Origin of the sequence: Thermoanaerobaculum aquaticum, assembly GCF_000687145.1 — a bacterium.
GTDB lineage: Bacteria > Acidobacteriota > Thermoanaerobaculia > Thermoanaerobaculales > Thermoanaerobaculaceae > Thermoanaerobaculum > Thermoanaerobaculum aquaticum.
Genome location: NZ_JMFG01000002.1, coordinates 1 through 14,479, shown reverse-complemented (window position 1 = coordinate 14,479; position 14,479 = coordinate 1). Strand labels below are relative to the sequence as shown.

12 protein-coding genes and 1 other RNA gene are annotated in these 14,479 nt (G+C 63.7%); 4 read left to right on the top strand and 9 right to left on the bottom strand.

The window, feature by feature from the left end:
- The first annotated feature begins 24 nt into the window (after window positions 1-24).
- The 3 genes from panB to panD are packed head-to-tail and all read left to right on the top strand — an operon-like array spanning window position 25 to window position 2,094.
- Window positions 25-858, top strand: coding sequence for a 3-methyl-2-oxobutanoate hydroxymethyltransferase (gene panB / locus EG19_RS00290; protein ID WP_038046186.1), 834 nt, complete (start codon window positions 25-27; stop codon window positions 856-858).
- A gap of 1 nt (window position 859) precedes the next feature.
- Window positions 860-1,711, top strand: coding sequence for a pantoate--beta-alanine ligase (gene panC, locus EG19_RS00285; RefSeq protein ID WP_038046184.1), 852 nt, complete (start codon window positions 860-862; stop codon window positions 1,709-1,711).
- A complete protein-coding gene (gene panD / locus EG19_RS00280; protein ID WP_235208674.1) occupies window positions 1,708-2,094 on the top strand; it encodes an aspartate 1-decarboxylase in 387 nt (128 codons plus the stop codon). Before panC ends, panD begins: the two co-directional genes overlap by 4 nt.
- On the opposite strand, the gene EG19_RS00275 is transcribed toward panD, so the two are convergent.
- The 9 genes from EG19_RS00275 to cutA all read right to left on the bottom strand — a co-directional run bounded on the left by EG19_RS00275 (window position 2,091) and on the right by cutA (window position 13,875).
- Complete coding sequence (locus EG19_RS00275) at window positions 2,091-3,002, bottom strand: carboxypeptidase-like regulatory domain-containing protein (protein WP_038046182.1); 912 nt, start codon at window positions 3,000-3,002, stop codon at window positions 2,091-2,093. The genes panD and EG19_RS00275 overlap by 4 nt on opposite strands.
- 156 nt (window positions 3,003-3,158) lie before the next feature.
- Window positions 3,159-5,534 (bottom strand): Lon protease family protein, encoded by a 2,376-nt coding sequence (locus tag EG19_RS00270; protein ID WP_038046180.1) that lies wholly within the window; start codon window positions 5,532-5,534, stop codon window positions 3,159-3,161.
- 8 nt (window positions 5,535-5,542) lie between these two features.
- Window positions 5,543-6,889 carry a potassium transporter TrkG gene (locus EG19_RS00265; RefSeq protein ID WP_038046178.1) on the bottom strand — a complete coding sequence of 449 codons (1,347 nt, stop codon included), beginning with the start codon at window positions 6,887-6,889 and terminating at the stop codon, window positions 5,543-5,545.
- Entirely contained in the window at window positions 6,870-9,368 is a 2,499-nt protein-coding gene (locus EG19_RS00260; RefSeq protein ID WP_038046176.1) for an MMPL family transporter, read from the bottom strand. The genes EG19_RS00265 and EG19_RS00260 overlap by 20 nt, the downstream gene beginning before the upstream one ends.
- A complete protein-coding gene (gene pgsA / locus EG19_RS00255) occupies window positions 9,365-9,907 on the bottom strand; it encodes a CDP-diacylglycerol--glycerol-3-phosphate 3-phosphatidyltransferase (protein WP_038046174.1) in 543 nt (180 codons plus the stop codon). Before pgsA ends, EG19_RS00260 begins: the two co-directional genes overlap by 4 nt.
- 115 nt (window positions 9,908-10,022) lie before the next feature.
- Window positions 10,023-11,006: an MBL fold metallo-hydrolase gene (locus EG19_RS00250; RefSeq protein WP_038046173.1), complete on the bottom strand. Its 984-nt coding sequence runs from the start codon at window positions 11,004-11,006 to the stop codon at window positions 10,023-10,025.
- A gap of 12 nt (window positions 11,007-11,018) precedes the next feature.
- A complete protein-coding gene (locus tag EG19_RS00245) occupies window positions 11,019-12,794 on the bottom strand; it encodes an AMP-dependent synthetase/ligase (protein WP_038046172.1) in 1,776 nt (591 codons plus the stop codon).
- A complete protein-coding gene (locus EG19_RS00240; RefSeq protein ID WP_053334684.1) occupies window positions 12,791-13,423 on the bottom strand; it encodes a TetR/AcrR family transcriptional regulator in 633 nt (210 codons plus the stop codon). Before EG19_RS00240 ends, EG19_RS00245 begins: the two co-directional genes overlap by 4 nt.
- A 77-nt stretch (window positions 13,424-13,500) precedes the next feature.
- Entirely contained in the window at window positions 13,501-13,875 is a 375-nt protein-coding gene (cutA, locus tag EG19_RS00235) for a divalent-cation tolerance protein CutA (protein ID WP_053334683.1), read from the bottom strand.
- 76 nt (window positions 13,876-13,951) lie between these two features.
- Here cutA and ssrA point away from each other — a divergent pair.
- Window positions 13,952-14,304, top strand: a transfer-messenger RNA (tmRNA) gene (gene ssrA / locus EG19_RS12995).
- The last annotated feature ends 175 nt before the right edge of the window (window positions 14,305-14,479 follow it).

Here is a 14,479-nt window from a genome sequence, read left to right as displayed (position 1 = left end):
GATCCGTCGGTCCGGGAGGGACCGATGGAAGAGAAAATCACAGCCTCGGCCATTGCCAACCGTAAGGGCAAAGACAAAATCGTGATGGTCACCGCCACCGACGAACCCACCGGTCGTTTGGTGGACCAGGCCGGTGTGGACGTGGTGTTGGTGGGGGATTCCCTGGCCATGGCGGTGCTGGGGCGACCCAACACCCTCTCGGTGACCATAGAGGAAATGCTCCACCACATTCGGGCGGTGGCCCAGGGGGTGCGGCGGGCGCTGGTGGTGGGGGACATGCCCTTTGGCTCCTTCCAGGTTTCGGTGGCGGAAGCCGTGCGCAACGCCTGCCGGCTGGTGGGAGAGGGGGGTGCGGAAGCGGTGAAGCTGGAGGGCCCCAGGGTGGCGGAAATCAAAGCCATCGTGGCCGCCGGCGTTCCGGTGATGGGCCATTTGGGCTTAACCCCCCAGTCCCTGCACCTTTTAGGCGGTTACCGGGTGCAGGGCAAGAGCCTGGAGCAAGCCCGGCACCTTTTGGCTCAAGCCCAGGAGCTGGAGGAAGCCGGGGTCTTTGCCCTGGTTTTGGAGGGCATTCCCCCCAGCTTGGCCAAGGCCATCACCGCCAGGGTGGGCATCCCCACCATTGGCATTGGCGCCGGACCCCACTGCGACGGGCAGGTGCTGGTGCTGGCCGACCTCTTGGGTCTTTCCCCGGGTCTGGTGCCGCGCTTTGTGCGCCGCTACGCCCAGCTGGATGTGGCCATTCGCCAAGCGGTCGCCGCCTTTGCCGGGGATGTGCGCAGCGGTAGCTATCCGGCGCCCCAGGAGTGCTACCCGGACCCGCCGGAGCTTTCCGCTTGGGTGGAAGGGGAGGTGTGAGATGCTGGTGGTGACCACCATTGCTGGAGTGCGGGCTCGGCGCCAGGAGCTCTGGCGCCAGGGCAAAACCGTGGCCTTTGTCCCCACCATGGGGGCGCTGCACGAGGGGCACCTTTCGTTGGTGCGGCGGGGGCGGGAGCTGGCGGACGAGGTGTGGGCCTCGGTGTTCGTCAACCCCACCCAGTTTGGCCCCGGTGAGGATTTCGAGCGCTACCCCCGGAACCTGGAGCGGGATGTGGAGCTCCTCACCCGAGAGGGGGCCGTGTTGGTTTTTGCCCCCCCGGTGAAGGAGATGTACCCCCGGCCGCCCGAGGTGCAAGTGGCCTTGCCCCACCTTGCCTCGCACCTCTGCGGGGCCCACCGCCCGGGTCACTTTTCCGGAGTGGCGCTGGTGGTGGCTAAGCTCTTCAACATCGTGCAGCCGGAGGTGGCGCTCTTTGGGGCCAAGGACTTTCAGCAAGCGGTGATCATCCGCCGCCTGGTGGAGGACCTGAACTTCCCGGTGCGCATTGAGGTGGTGCCCACCGTGCGGGAGGCCGACGGCCTGGCCATGTCCTCCCGTAATACCTACCTCGGCGAAGGTGAAAGGCAAGAGGCTCTGGCCCTTTGGCACGCCCTCACGGCGGCCAAGGCGGCGGTGGAAGGCGGCGAGCGGCGCGGTCCGCAGCTGGAAAAGCTCATGCTTGCCACGCTAAAGCAGCACCCCGGGGTGCGTCCCCAGTACGTGGCGGCGGTGGACCCGGAAACGCTTGCGCCGGTGGAGCACATCAAAAGCCGCGTGCTTTTGGCTGTGGCCGCCTTCGTGGGAAGCACGCGGCTCATTGACAACCTCTTGGTGGAGGTGGCCCAATGATGCTACGGCCCTTTTTGCGAGCCAAGATCCACCGGGCCCAGGTGACCCGCTCCGAGCTGCACTACGTGGGCTCCATTACCGTGGACGCTGAGCTTCTGGCAGCTGCGGACATGCTGCCCCTGGAAGAGGTGGAGGTTTACAACATTACCCGCGGCACGCGCTTTTCCACCTACTGCATCCCCGGCAAGCCAGGCAGCGGCGAAATCGGCATCAACGGCGCAGCTGCGCATCTTGCCCATGTGGGGGACTTGGTGATCATTTGCGCCTACTGCTTCTTGGACCGCGAGGAGCTCCCCCACCACCGCGCCCGGGTGGTGCTGGTGGACGAGGGCAACCGCGTGGGTCAGGTGCTGCTCAAGACCCCCTTTGACGAACCGGCTTAGAGGTACTTGAGCATTTCCTTAGCGAGGCCGGCGTCCTTGTAATCGGGAGCCACCTCCAAAAGGTGCGTTAAAAGCTCCTTGGCCTTGGCGTTGTTGCCCGCCCGTACGTACAGCATGGCCAACTCGTAAAGCGCCGGCGGGTAGTCGGGGTTGACGCTCAAAGCTTGCTCCAAGAGCGGCTTGGCCTTGTCGTCTTCGCCCTTGTTGATGAACTCCGCCGCTTCCGAAAACAGCACCGCCGGGTCAGTGGGGTTGGCCTTCTTGTAGGCCGCCATGTACTGCTCGTAAAGCGCCTTGTCGCCCTTGGCCAGCGCGGCGTTGGCGGCTAGGGCCAAGCACGGGGCAAAGTTGGCTTTGGCCGCCAAGCATTTCTCCGCGGCAGAAAGCGCATCGGCGGGCTTGCCGGCCTCCAAATCGGCATCCCCCAACGCCAACCAGGCCAGGTACAAATCGGGCTTTTTAGCCACGGCTTCGGCAAATTTGGCGCGGGCTTCGGGCTTTTTTCCCGCCTCCCAGAGGTCGCGGCCTTCCCGCAGCTCGCGCAGCCCCGGTTCCTCGGCTTCCACTGCCGCCTCTTGCATGCTCTTAAGCGTGAAGTTGAGCTCCAGGGTTTGACCACCGATGAGCGGCTTGTTGAGCTGCTCGATGGCCTGATACCCCGGCGCTTCCACGTGGAAGAGGTACTCCTTGGTGGCGTCCACGATCACCAGCGAGTACTTCCCCTTGCTGTCGGTGGTGAGCTCCTTACGGAAGCTGCCCATGGCCGGACAGGTGATGATGATCTTGGCGCCAGCAATGGGGTTCCCCTTCACGTCGGTCACGACCCCTTTGACGTGCCCTTGCGCTTGCGCGAACAAGGACACAGGCCAAGCCAGTACAAACGCCGCAAGGAAAAGGCGCTTTCCCATTGCTACCTCCCAGGGGGCATCCCCCCGTCACAGTGTATGCCGGAGAACGCCCGGGGGCAAGGTTGGGAAGGCGGGAAACGGTTTTTTAAGAACGCCTCGCCTGGTTTGGGGTTGTTTCCTGGCAAACATTCATCGGCCCAGCTGGGGCGATGGCGGCTAATGGCGGAAGCGGCGAAGGGTTTCGGCCATTTCTTCCAGGCGCGTCTGGCAAAGGCCGAACACCGTGCCTTCCGGGTAGCGGCCGGCTTCGTCCCGCTTTCCCGCGGGCACGCCGGTGAGCAGCTCCAAACCTTCGCTGACGTGGGAAACCGCGTACACGTGGAAACGACCGGCGCGCACGGCATCCACCACCTCGGGGGAGAGGTGGAGATCGGGGACGTTGGCCTGGGGGATGATGACCCCCTGGCTTCCCGAAAGCCCCCGGACTTTGCAGAGAGAAAAAAAGCCCTCGATCTTTTGGTTCACCCCGCCGATGGCTTGCACGTTGCCGTGCTGGTCCACGGAACCGGTGACTGCCAGGTCCTGGCGCAAAGGCAGGCCGGAAAGGGCGGAGAGGATGGCGTACACCTCAGCGGAGGAGGCGCTGTCCCCTTCCACGCCGCCGTAGGATTGCTCGAAGGCAATGGAAGCCTGCATGGAAAGCGGCACGGAAAGCGCAAAGGTGCCGCGCAAAAAGCCCGTGAGGATCAGCACGCCTTTGTCGTGGGTGCGGCCGGAAAGCCGCGCCTCCCGCTCGATGTTCACCACCCCTTCAGTACCCAGCGAAACCCTGGCTGTCACCCGGCCCGGCAAACCAAAGGCAAAGTAGCCCAGGTCGTACACCGCCAAACCGTTCACCTGCCCCACTGCCTGCCCTTCGGTTTGCACCACCAGCAGGTGATCCACCATGAACTGCAATAGCTTTTCTTCGGGCAGGGAAAAACGGGCGCGCCGGGCAGCGACAGCGGCGGCAATGTGGGGCGCGCTCACCACGCTGGCGCCTTCTTTCTTGGCCATGAAGCCGGCTTCCCGCAACACGTCGGCCACGTCGGAAAAGCGGGCGGTAAGCCTTCGGCGGGGTCCCCCCAGGCGGACCCCTTCCTCCACCAACGCCTTCATGCCCTCCCGGTCCAAGGGGGGAAGCTTTTCTTCCTCCACGATTTTGGCCATGACGCTCAGGAAGTCGTGCACTTCTTTCTTGCCCAGGGGGATGTCGCGGTCGAAGTCGGCTAAAACCTTGAAGATCTTGCCAAACTCCTCATCCACCTCGTAAAGGGCATCGAAGAGCGCGCGATCCCCCAGCATCACCACCTTCACCCGCAGGTCAATGGGTTCCGGTTGCAGGGTTTGCCCGGAAAGCGCAAAGAGCGTTTCCCGGGGGCGGATGACCACCTGCTGGTGCCGTAAGGCCCGCTTCAAAACCGGCCAGGCCCCCGGCTCGGAAAGCACATCCAAGGCGTTGAGCACCAAAAACCCGCCGTTGGCGCGGGCCAAAGATCCGGCGCGGATGCGGGTGTGATCGGAGGTGGCGTGGGCGCCGTCCATGAGGCGAGCCTCCACCGTACCCAGGAGGTTGGGCACCGAAGGGTCGGTTTCCACCACCACCGGACGGCCCTGGGTCTGGCTGTTATCCACCACCAAATTGACCGCGTAGCGAACCAGCGTTTCTTCGGAAGGCTCTGCTTCCAGGAAGGCCTGCAGGTTGGCCAGCAGGTCCTCACCGGCTTGCTGCAGGTAGGGCTCCACCCGCGGGTCACCCACGGCCTTGGCAATGGCCGCCAAGCCCTGCTGCAGGCGCGGCTGGACGATGGCTCGGCGCAGCTCCACCGCCTTTTCCTGGATCTCGGCACCAATGGCCACCACCTGGTTCACCACCTGCTGCAGCTCGGCGGTAAGCCTCTGGTGCGTCTCGCTCAGGCGCTGGAGCTGGTCCTCGGGGAACTTCCCTTCCCCGGCGAGACGCAAGAGCTTTTCCATGGAAACCGGCCGGCCCTCCACCACCGCCAGGATTTCCGGATGGGTGACGGTGCCCGCCTGCACCTGCACCAGCGTAAAGCCCGCCTTTTGCACTTCCGCTTCAAACTCCCGCAGGAGCTGGGCCTGCTTTTGCTGGAGGTCCTCGATGCGCTCCTCCAGGAGCTTCTGCACTTCGGGGCTGGTGAGAAGGGCAGGAAGCCACCTTCCCAGCTCGCGGACCAGCGCGGCCATGCGCTCCCGCAGCACGCTGCCGGCCCCCGCCCGCAAGCGCAAAAGCTGCGGGCGCTCGGGAGCTTGAAAGTTAAAAACGTAAGCGAGGTCATCGGGCGGCGGGCCCCCCCGGGAGAGCTTCCGGAGGTGGAGCTCCACCGCGGTCATCTTGCCGGTGCCCACCAAACCGGTGACGAACACGTTAAAGCCCGGGGAGTCAATGCCCAGACCAAACTCCAGCGCGCTCACCCCCCGTTCTTGCCCGACGATGCCCGTGGCTTTGGGGATGTCGTAGGAGGAATCCCCGGGGATCCACCCGTCAGGGCAGAAGAAGCGCAAATGCTCGGGATCAAGCTCCTGGGCCATGCTTAAATTTATCCTACCATCACCGACTCCTCGGCTAACTCGGGTTCCGGCTGGGGTGTGCGACCCAGGAGGGCCACCGAAAGCGTGAGCGGGCCCACCCGGCCCACGTACATCATGGCAATCAAAACCAGCCAGCTCCCGGGTTTCAGCGAGGGGGTTATACCGGTGGAAAGGCCCACGGTGCCAAAGGCCGAAACCACATCAAAGGCTTCCCGCAGGAACGTGGACTGCGAGGCCAGGCCCCCGCTGCTCCCGTGCTCCATCAAGCTCACCGCCATGAAGCCGGTCACCACCGCGGCGGCGGCGAGCAGCGTGAGGGTCACCGCCCCGCCCAGGGTGTCGGCGGAAAAGCGCCGGCCCATGGCGGTGACCTTGCGGTGGGAGCGCACCCGTGCGGCAATGAGCGCCAAAAGCACCGCTGCCGTGGTGGTTTTAATGCCGCCGCCGGTGGATCCCGGGCTGGCGCCAATGAACATGAGGCCCATGGTGAAGATCAGGGTAGCGGGTGTGAGGCTCCCGTAGTCCACGTTGGCAAAGCCGGCGGTGCGGGGGGTAATCCCCGAAAGCCAGCAGGCCCACAGCTTCTCGTTCCACGGCAGAGGGGCCAGGGCGTTTTTCCATTCCAAAAGCGCAAAGCCCAGCCATCCTAAAAGCAGCAAAACGCCGGTGGCGGCCAACACCAAACGGCTGTGCAGGGAAATGGGGCGGCGCTTGTCCGAACGCCACCGTTCAAAAACCTCGGCCACCGGGAAAAAGCCCACCCCGCCGAAGATGATCAGCAACCCTACCGTGAGGTTCACCAGCGCGTTACCCCGCCAGGGGATCAGGGAATCGGGGTGCAAGCCGAAGCCGGCGTTGCAAAAGGCGCTCACCGCGTGAAAAAAGCCCCAGGCCAAAGCGGTAGCTCCTTTTTCCGGCCAGAAGGCGGCGGCCAAAAGCAGGCCGCCCACGGTTTCCACCACCACCGTGGCCCCCATGACCGTGCGCAAAAGCGGCCAAAAGTCCTCCCAGGGCTCGGAGGAAAAGGAGCTCATCACCATTTGGCGGCCAAAAAGCGAAAGCCTGCCCCCCAAGAGCAAGGCAAAGAAAAGCCCGAAGGTCATGACCCCCAGGCCGCCGATTTGAATTAAAAGCAGGATCACCACCTGGCCTGCCACCGTAAAGTCGCCGGGGGGCCGAACCGAAAGGCCGGTGACGCAGGTGGCGGAAGTGGCGGTGAACAGGGCCTCCACGAAGCTGAGCTTTTTGCCAGGCACGGCCGCCCAGCTTTGGGAAAGCAAAACGCTCCCCAGCAAAATCGTCACGGCAAAAGACGCCGCCATCACCTGGGCGGGGTTAGCTCTTTTCAGTTTCATGGCCACTCCGCAAAACCGGAAGGAGCAAGATCGCGGCAAGGCATGTCAGGGAAACCCCCAGCACCGTCATCCACCCCACGCTGCGCAAGCCCGGGTAGTGGCTGGTGATGAGCGAACCGAAGCCCACGATGGTGGTGAGGGCCGCCAAAAGCACAGCGCGGGTGGTGCCCGCCGCGCCCGCCGGGTCTTCCCGCAAGCGGTGCACCAGGTGGATCCCGTAGTCCGAGCCAATGCCCAGCACCATGGTGGTCACAAACACGTTCAGCGGGTTGAGGGAAAGCCCCAGGATGGCGGCAAGCCCAAAGGCCGCTGAAAGCCCCGCGCCCACCGGCAGCAGGCAGAGCCACACATCACCCCACCTCTTGAGCTGCGCAAACAAAAGCACTAAAACCGCCAAAAGGCCGAGAGCTGTAGCCCACAGGGCGTCTTGCCGCACCACCTGCCGCAGGTGCTGGGCCAACACGTTTACCCCTACCAACGAAGCCCCCGGCGTGGCCTTCACCAGCTCGCTAAGCTCCGGTGGGGCTTCCCTCCGCCACATCCCCGGAGGGGCATAAATGGTGATGGCGGTGCTGACGAAGCCATCCCCGTGGAAAAGCTGCCGCTGGATGAGGGCTTCCAGGGGTGTCCCCCGCCACATCTCGTAGCTCACCGGCGCTTGTGGCGAAAGCATCTGGCGGGTGAGCTCCAAACCCGGGGCAAAGGCTTCGGCCACCAAGCCTTCCCCATCCAAAGCCTCTCGGAGGCTACTGACCACCTTTTCCGGATCCCAACCCTGCTGGGCCAGCCAGGCTAAAGTTTCCCTTTGGGAGGAAAGGGGTGGCACCCAGGTGGCCACCGATTCCACCCGGGCAATTACCCCCCGTTTTTCCAGGCCTTTTAGCTTTTGCACGAAATCCTGGGTTTTCTGCAGGAGCGAAAGCTCGTCTTTGGCCTCCAGCCGTACCACCATGGCGTTAAACCCCTGGCCAAAGGCCGCCGCCACCTCTTCCTGCACCGCCACGCCGCGGTTGGAAGGGGAGCGCATGTGACGCACGTCATCGTCAAAAGAAAGCCCCAGGGCTCCAAAAGCCGAAACCAGAACTACTACCACCGTGCCCCCCAGAATCCAGGAACGATGGCTTTTAGCCCAGGCCAAAAGCCTTTCCACCGGAAGCCAGGGCACCGGCGGCGAAACCGGCTGGGGGCGACGGCGCAAGCTGGTCAAGGCGGGGACCAGGAAAAGTGCGGAAAACGCCAAAAAAAGAATGCCCGTGCCGGTGAGCAGCCCCAGCTCCTTGAGGCCGACAAAGCGGGTCACCAAAAACGCGTAAAACGTGGCCCAGGTGGTGAGGGCGCCCAGGAAGATGGCCGGTCCCGCTTCCATGGCGCAGGCGTCCCATGCGTCGGGCAAATCCAGGCCCTGGGAGCGAGCCTCGCAGTAGCGGGAGTAAAGCACGATGGAAAAGTCAATGCCCAAGCCAATCAAAAGCGCCGAAAAGCCGGCAGCAGCGGAGGAGAGCACGGGGCGGGCCAGGCCGGCAAAGGCAAAGGTCAGGGCCAAACCCGCCAAAAGCGGCGCGGAAATGACGGTAACCGCCTGCCAGCGGCGAAAGGCCAAAAACAAAAGCAAGCTCACGCCCAAAAAGGAGGTCAGGGAGTTGAAGATGGCGTCGCTGCGGATGAGGGAGGCATCCTCCAGGGCGATGCGGTGCCCACCCCCGAACTCCACCGTCGGAACCTGTCCTTCCTCCACCTCCCACTCCTGGGCCACCTGACTTCGCGCCGCCGCCACCCTCTTGTCCAGGTCTGCAAACAGCTTTTCATCGAAAGCGATGTCCTGGGCCGGTGCAGTCGGGTGGGCGAGGATCACCAAAAGCGAGTGGTCGCTGGCCAGGAAGTACCCAGAGGCAGTATCCACGCTCAGAGACTGGGGGGAGCTCCCCAAATGCCGCAAGAGCAGCGGAAGAACCCCCAAAAGATCGCGGGTTAAAAGCTCCTTCGTGACCATCGCCTGGGGGGTGTCCAGCGCCTGCCGGATTTCCCTGGCCCGCTGGGCCAAACCGTGAGGGGAAAGACGGGCCGAAAGCTCGGCTTTGCCCTCCTCGTCCAAGAACAAAAGCGCATGAGCTAAAACCGCATCCGCCAGCCGCAACGGGTCCTGCAGCCGGGCCTCCACCCGGGAAAGGTAGGGGCTCTTTTGCAGCTCCTCCTCCAGGACGTCGGCTAAAGCAAAGGCCATTTCCAGGTTTTCCCCTTGGGGGATGCGCACCACCACCAGCAAAGTGTCGGCGGCGCCAAATTCCTCCAGGACCTTCCGGAACTCGGCCACCAGCGGGTCTTTTTTCGGCAGCATGTTGAGCACGTCGCTGTCGAAATGGATGCGGGTGCCAAGGAGGACTCCCGCGACCACCAGACCGAAGGCCACCGCCAAAACGGTCTTGGGGGCGCGCAAGCCAGCTCGCGCGCAAAAAACCGCCAAGGCCGAGGATGCCTTCACCGCTCGTTCCCCACCACCTTGGGCCAAAAGGAGCCAAAATAGCTCACCAGCGAAGCCACGGTCATGAAGAGCGCCACCCACAGGGCCACCCGGGAAAGGTGGGACCAGCGCCCCAGCTGGTGGCTGACGATGGACAGCGAAACCGCCACGATTTGCGAAAGCGTCTTGAGCTTGCCCCACCAGTTGGCGGGGATCACCACCCCCTGATCCTGGGCCACGTGCCGCAACCCGGAAACCGCAAACTCCCGCCCCACGATCACCACCACCATCCACGCCGGGGCCAGATTCAGCTCCACCAGGGAAATGAACGCCGCGGACATGAGCAGCTTGTCGGCCACGGGGTCGAGGAAAATGCCGGTTTTGGTGACGGCGCCCAGCTTGCGGGCCAGGATGCCGTCAAAGAGGTCGGTGAGCGCTGCCAGGAGGAAGATGCCTAGCCCCCAAAATTCGGAACCCTCGAAGCGCGTGAGCAGCACCACCACCAGAAGCGGCACCAAAGCGATGCGAAAAAAGGTCAGCGCGTTGGGCAAGTTCCACATGGCCTGCCGATTGTAGCGGAAAAAACTTTGGCCTCGCCGGCCAGAAAGTGCCAACGTTCTCATGGTGAGGCGGCGCCTGTGGCAGGGTGAAGGAGAGCCTGCCAAACGGGGCGGCTTACGGCGTGTAAAAGGTTTCCACCCCGTTGCGGCTTGCCCGCACCACCAACCCCTGGCGTTCCAGCTCCAAGAGGTGGCCGTAGAGGTCGGAGTAAGCCAGGAACAAGCTGAGGCCGCGGGCCTTGGGGTACATGGCGGTGAGGATGGTGGCCAGGGTTTGCGGCTGGGCTGAAAGGTGCCGGAGGATCGTTTGCGACCTTTGCTCCTGTTTGGCCAGGGTTTCCCGGGCCAGCGCTGCCACCTCCAGGATGGCGGGCCCGTGGGCCGGAAGCAGAGCCCGGGGGGGTGAGCTGGCAAGCTTCTGCAGCGTGCTGCGGTACACCGAAAGCGCCGGGAACGGGTGGGAGGGGTTTTGGGGGTCGGGCTCCAGCACCGCGTTGGGGACGATGCCGGACAAAAGCACATCGCCGGAGAGCCAAACCCCTTCCTCGGGGAGCTCAAAGGCCACGTGCCCCGGCGAGTGCCCGGGGACGTGGTGCACCCGCAGGGGGCCGTGCTGGGAGGGGATTTCCTGGCCATCCGCCAGCGGCGAAAAGCGGTTCAGCGGCTTGCTGGTGCGATCCAGAGCCCAGAGCCCCACCATCATCAGCATGCGGTTGGGGAAACTCACCCCCAACCGGTACAGCACGCGGTTCAAGTTGGCGAAGTGCCGGCGCAGCCCCAGGTTGTTGCGATCCGCGGGGTGAGCCAAAACCTCAGCGCCGAAGGCTTGCAGCCTGCGCGCCAAACCCATGTGGTCGTGGTGCCCGTGGGTAATCAGCACCCGCCGCACGTCCTGGGGGGCCAGGCCGTACGCAGCAAGCCCCGCCTTCAACGCCCGCCACGCCGCCCCGGTGGCGGGGCCGGTGTCCACCAAGGTGAGGGGGTCTCCGGGCAGGAGGTAAACCCACACCGGCCCCACCGGGTAAGGGGTGGGCAGCAGGATGGGGTAAACGGGACGCGCCAGCTGGCCTGCAAACGCAGGCACCTCTTCAAGCTTCACCGGCGATGGCCCCTACCGCTCGCTCCCGCCGTCACCCTCGCTGTACATGGCGTCCACCAGGTGCCCGTAGCGCTGGAGGATCACCCGGCGCTTGACCTTGAGGGTGGGGGTGAGCTCGCCACCGTCCATGGTGAATGGCTCGGGCAAAAGGCGGAACTTCTTGATGGTTTCAAAGCGCGCCAAACCGCTGTTCACCTGGTCCACGATGCCCTGGTAAAGCTCCAGCACGGCGGGGTGGTTGATGAGCGCCTCGCGGTTGTCGGTGGGGATGCCCTTGGCCTGGGCCCAGTGGGTGAGCTCCTCGAAGTTGGGAACGATCAGCGCCACCACGTAAGGCTTGCGATCGCCAAAAAGCACCGCGTTTTCCACGAACTTGGAGGTCTTGAGCTGGTTTTCAATGGGCTGCGGAGCAATGTTCTTGCCGCCGGCGGTCACCAGGATGTCCTTCTTTCGGTCGGTGATCCGCAGGTAGCCTTCCTCATCCAGCTCGCCGATGTCGCCGGTGTGGAACCACCCTTCGGGGTCAATGGCTTCCCGGGTGGCTTCCGGTTTGTTCCAGTATCCCTTCATGACGTGCCGGCCGCGGGTGAGGATTTCCCCGTCGGCGGCAATCTTCACCTCCACGCCAGGAATGGGTGGCCCCACGGTGCCGAGCTTTGCCTTCTTGGTGGTGTTCACCGTAATCACCGGCGATGTTTCGGTAAGCCCGTAGCCTTCCAGGACGAAAATGCCCACAGCGTGGAGGAACTCGCCAACGTAAACGGGAAGCGGAGCGCCACCGGAAATGGAAAACCGCAACCTGCCGCCGAAGGCGTTGCGGATCTTCTTGTACACCAGGGCATCGAACAGGCGGTACTTCAAGCCCTTCTTCCCCGTGCGGAAGGCCCGCAGAGCCTCCTCCACGGCAGCCTGGAAGATCTTTTGCTTCAAGGGTGAGCCATGAGCCCCTTCGGCCATGATGCGGTCGTACACCTTTTCGTAAAAGCGCGGCACGGCGGTAAACAGGTGCGGACGGATACGGCGCAGGGCCTCACCGGCTTCCAGGATGCCGCAGTAAGCGATGGTGGCGCCTTTGTAGAAGAGGATATAGTCCACCAGGCGCTCCAGGACGTGGGACAGGGGGAGAAAGCTCAAGGCCACCTCGGAATGCGGCGGCCAGTCCTGCACGGAAGCGGAGGAAACCGCGTTAAACACGAAGTTGTCGTGGGTGAGCATGGCGCCCTTGGGTTCGCCGGTGGTTCCCGAGGTGTAAATGATCGTGGCCAAATCTTGCGGGCTCACCCGCGGCACCATGGACTCCAGGATTTCCGGCGCTTTTTCCTCGCTGACCGGCGCGCAAACGTCGGACCAGGACCGCACCCCTTGGGGAGGTTGCCCTTCCATGAGCACCACGTGGGCCAAGTCAGGGCAGCTGCCTTTGGCCTCCAGAACCTTGGCCAAAAGCTCGGGGTTTTCGGCGATACAAACCTTGGCCCCGGAGTCCTTCATGATGTGGGCGATTTGCGGTGCCAGGAGCGTGGTGTAAATGGGCACGTTGACCGCCCCCAGGTGGTGGAGGGCGAAGTCCACCACGTGCCATTCGGGGCGGTTGCCGGAAATGAGGGCCACGCGATCCCCCTTCTTCACGCCTAGCTTCTCCAAGCCCAGCGCCAAGCTTGCCACCAAGCGGCTGACCTCCCGGGCGGGGAGCCGCCGGTCGGCCCCTCCGCGGGCATCAATCAACGCCGGCTCGGGCGTAGCCTGTCGCCAATTCCTAAAAACCTCCGATAACGTGGTTGGTGCACTCATGGTTCCCCCCTTTTCCCATGGGCCTCGTTGCTTTCGCTGCCGCAAAGGCCGTAGAAGAGCACCTCCAACAACGGCGCCAGCTGTTCCTTGAGACCTGACGGCTTCTGCGACAGCACCCAGGCGGTCACCAGCTCGTCCACGGCCCCAAAGATCACCCGGGCTGCCACCTTGGGATCCAGCTCACGGCGGAAGATGCCTTGGGAAACGCCGCTGGCCACGATTTCCTGCAGCAGCTGCAGGTACTGCGACACCTGTCCCTTGGCGATTCGCCGTAAAAACTTGCGGGAGTGGCGAAGCTCAATTTGAAAGACGGTGGCAAGAGCGCGGTTGGCCTCCAGGCTCACCAGGTGGCGCTCCAAAACCGCGTGCAGCCTGTGCCTGGGGTCGGCCAGCCGAGCGCAGTCGCGACGGGCCCGCTCCACAAAGGCCTGGGCGTGCTCTTCCAGCACCGCCGTGAGCAGGTCTTCCTTGCTATCGAAGTAAAGGTAGAGGGTGCCGTCGGCCACCTGCGCGGCGGCAGCCACATCCCGCATGCGGGCGCCGAAATAGCCCTTTTCCGCAAACACCCGCACCGCCGCCGCCAGGATCGTCTTTCGCTTGGCTTCTTTCCCCAGTTCGCCCCTGGCCACGGCTCCCCCTGACTGAACCTTCATTCAGTCTCGAAGATGGGCTTAACTTTGTCAAGGGGTCAAGCTCGCGGCCGCCTTCAGTCGTACTGCGGGAGCTCTTCCAGCGCGTCGGGGGTTTGGAAGGCGCCGGTGGCCATCTCCACCACCCAACGGTGAAAGTTTTCCTCTGCACCGGTGACCGAAAACTCGAGGATTTCCGGCAGCTCATAGGAATGCAGCTCGCGGATGGCCTCGGCCACTTGCTGGAAAAGCGCGGAGCGGGTTTTGATGAGCAAAAGGTACTCGCTATCCGAGCACACCTTGCCCTTCCACCGGTAAATGGAGCGCAAACACGGCACGATGTTCACGCAGGTGGCCAACCCCCTATGGACGAGCTCTTCCGAAATTTCCACCGCTTGCGTTTCGGTCCCCACCGAGGTTACGATGAGGCTGATCGGCTCCAGTTCCGCCATAGGTCAACCTTAAAACTTTGGCGGGGGCTCGTCAAGGAGCCGACGGGGACCTATATTGGTTATAGACCGCGAACACGGGGGCGTACCGGGTTCGACGGGGGACAACTGGGCTGGCGGCAGCGTGTCGTGGTCCGTCGCCACGTAAAACAGGCGGAAACACACAGCTGCCAACGCTGAACTCGCTCTGGCTGCTTAATTGACAGCCACGCCGACACCAAGGGGTCGCGGCCCGAGACCCGGTGAAGGCGAAGCAATCGGGCTAGGGTTTCCGGGGTGCTTGGGACCGGAAGCCGACACCAACGCAAGCTGGCTCCGCCGGTAGGGCGCTTGCTCCCGGCCAGCGGGGCGAGAGAACAAAGCAAGCTGCACACGGAGACACCGCCGGCACAGGTCCTTCGGACGGGGGTTCGATTCCCCCCGCCTCCACCATTCTTTTTTCCCCCAGGCAAAATGTTGCTAGGCTTTTCCGGCGGGAGGGTAACTATGAGCCGGACGCAGGTGGTGGTGTTGGGGGCGGGGAGATGACCGTAGGGCTCTTCACCTCGTTTTTGTTTGCCCTCTACGGGATGTACAACCCCATCAAGCGGCTGAACAAGCTCAACCT

Coding starts and splice junctions, on each gene's coding strand:
- panB (WP_038046186.1), top strand. CDS start 25: ATGGAAGAGAAAATCACAGCCTCGGCCATTGCCAACCGTAAGGGCAAA.
- panC (WP_038046184.1), top strand. CDS start 860: ATGCTGGTGGTGACCACCATTGCTGGAGTGCGGGCTCGGCGCCAGGAG.
- panD (WP_235208674.1), top strand. CDS start 1,708: ATGATGCTACGGCCCTTTTTGCGAGCCAAGATCCACCGGGCCCAGGTG.
- EG19_RS00275 (WP_038046182.1), bottom strand. CDS start 3,002: ATGGGAAAGCGCCTTTTCCTTGCGGCGTTTGTACTGGCTTGGCCTGTG.
- EG19_RS00270 (WP_038046180.1), bottom strand. CDS start 5,534: ATGGCCCAGGAGCTTGATCCCGAGCATTTGCGCTTCTTCTGCCCTGAC.
- EG19_RS00265 (WP_038046178.1), bottom strand. CDS start 6,889: ATGAAACTGAAAAGAGCTAACCCCGCCCAGGTGATGGCGGCGTCTTTT.
- pgsA (WP_038046174.1), bottom strand. CDS start 9,907: ATGTGGAACTTGCCCAACGCGCTGACCTTTTTTCGCATCGCTTTGGTG.
- EG19_RS00245 (WP_038046172.1), bottom strand. CDS start 12,794: ATGAGTGCACCAACCACGTTATCGGAGGTTTTTAGGAATTGGCGACAG.
- cutA (WP_053334683.1), bottom strand. CDS start 13,875: ATGGCGGAACTGGAGCCGATCAGCCTCATCGTAACCTCGGTGGGGACC.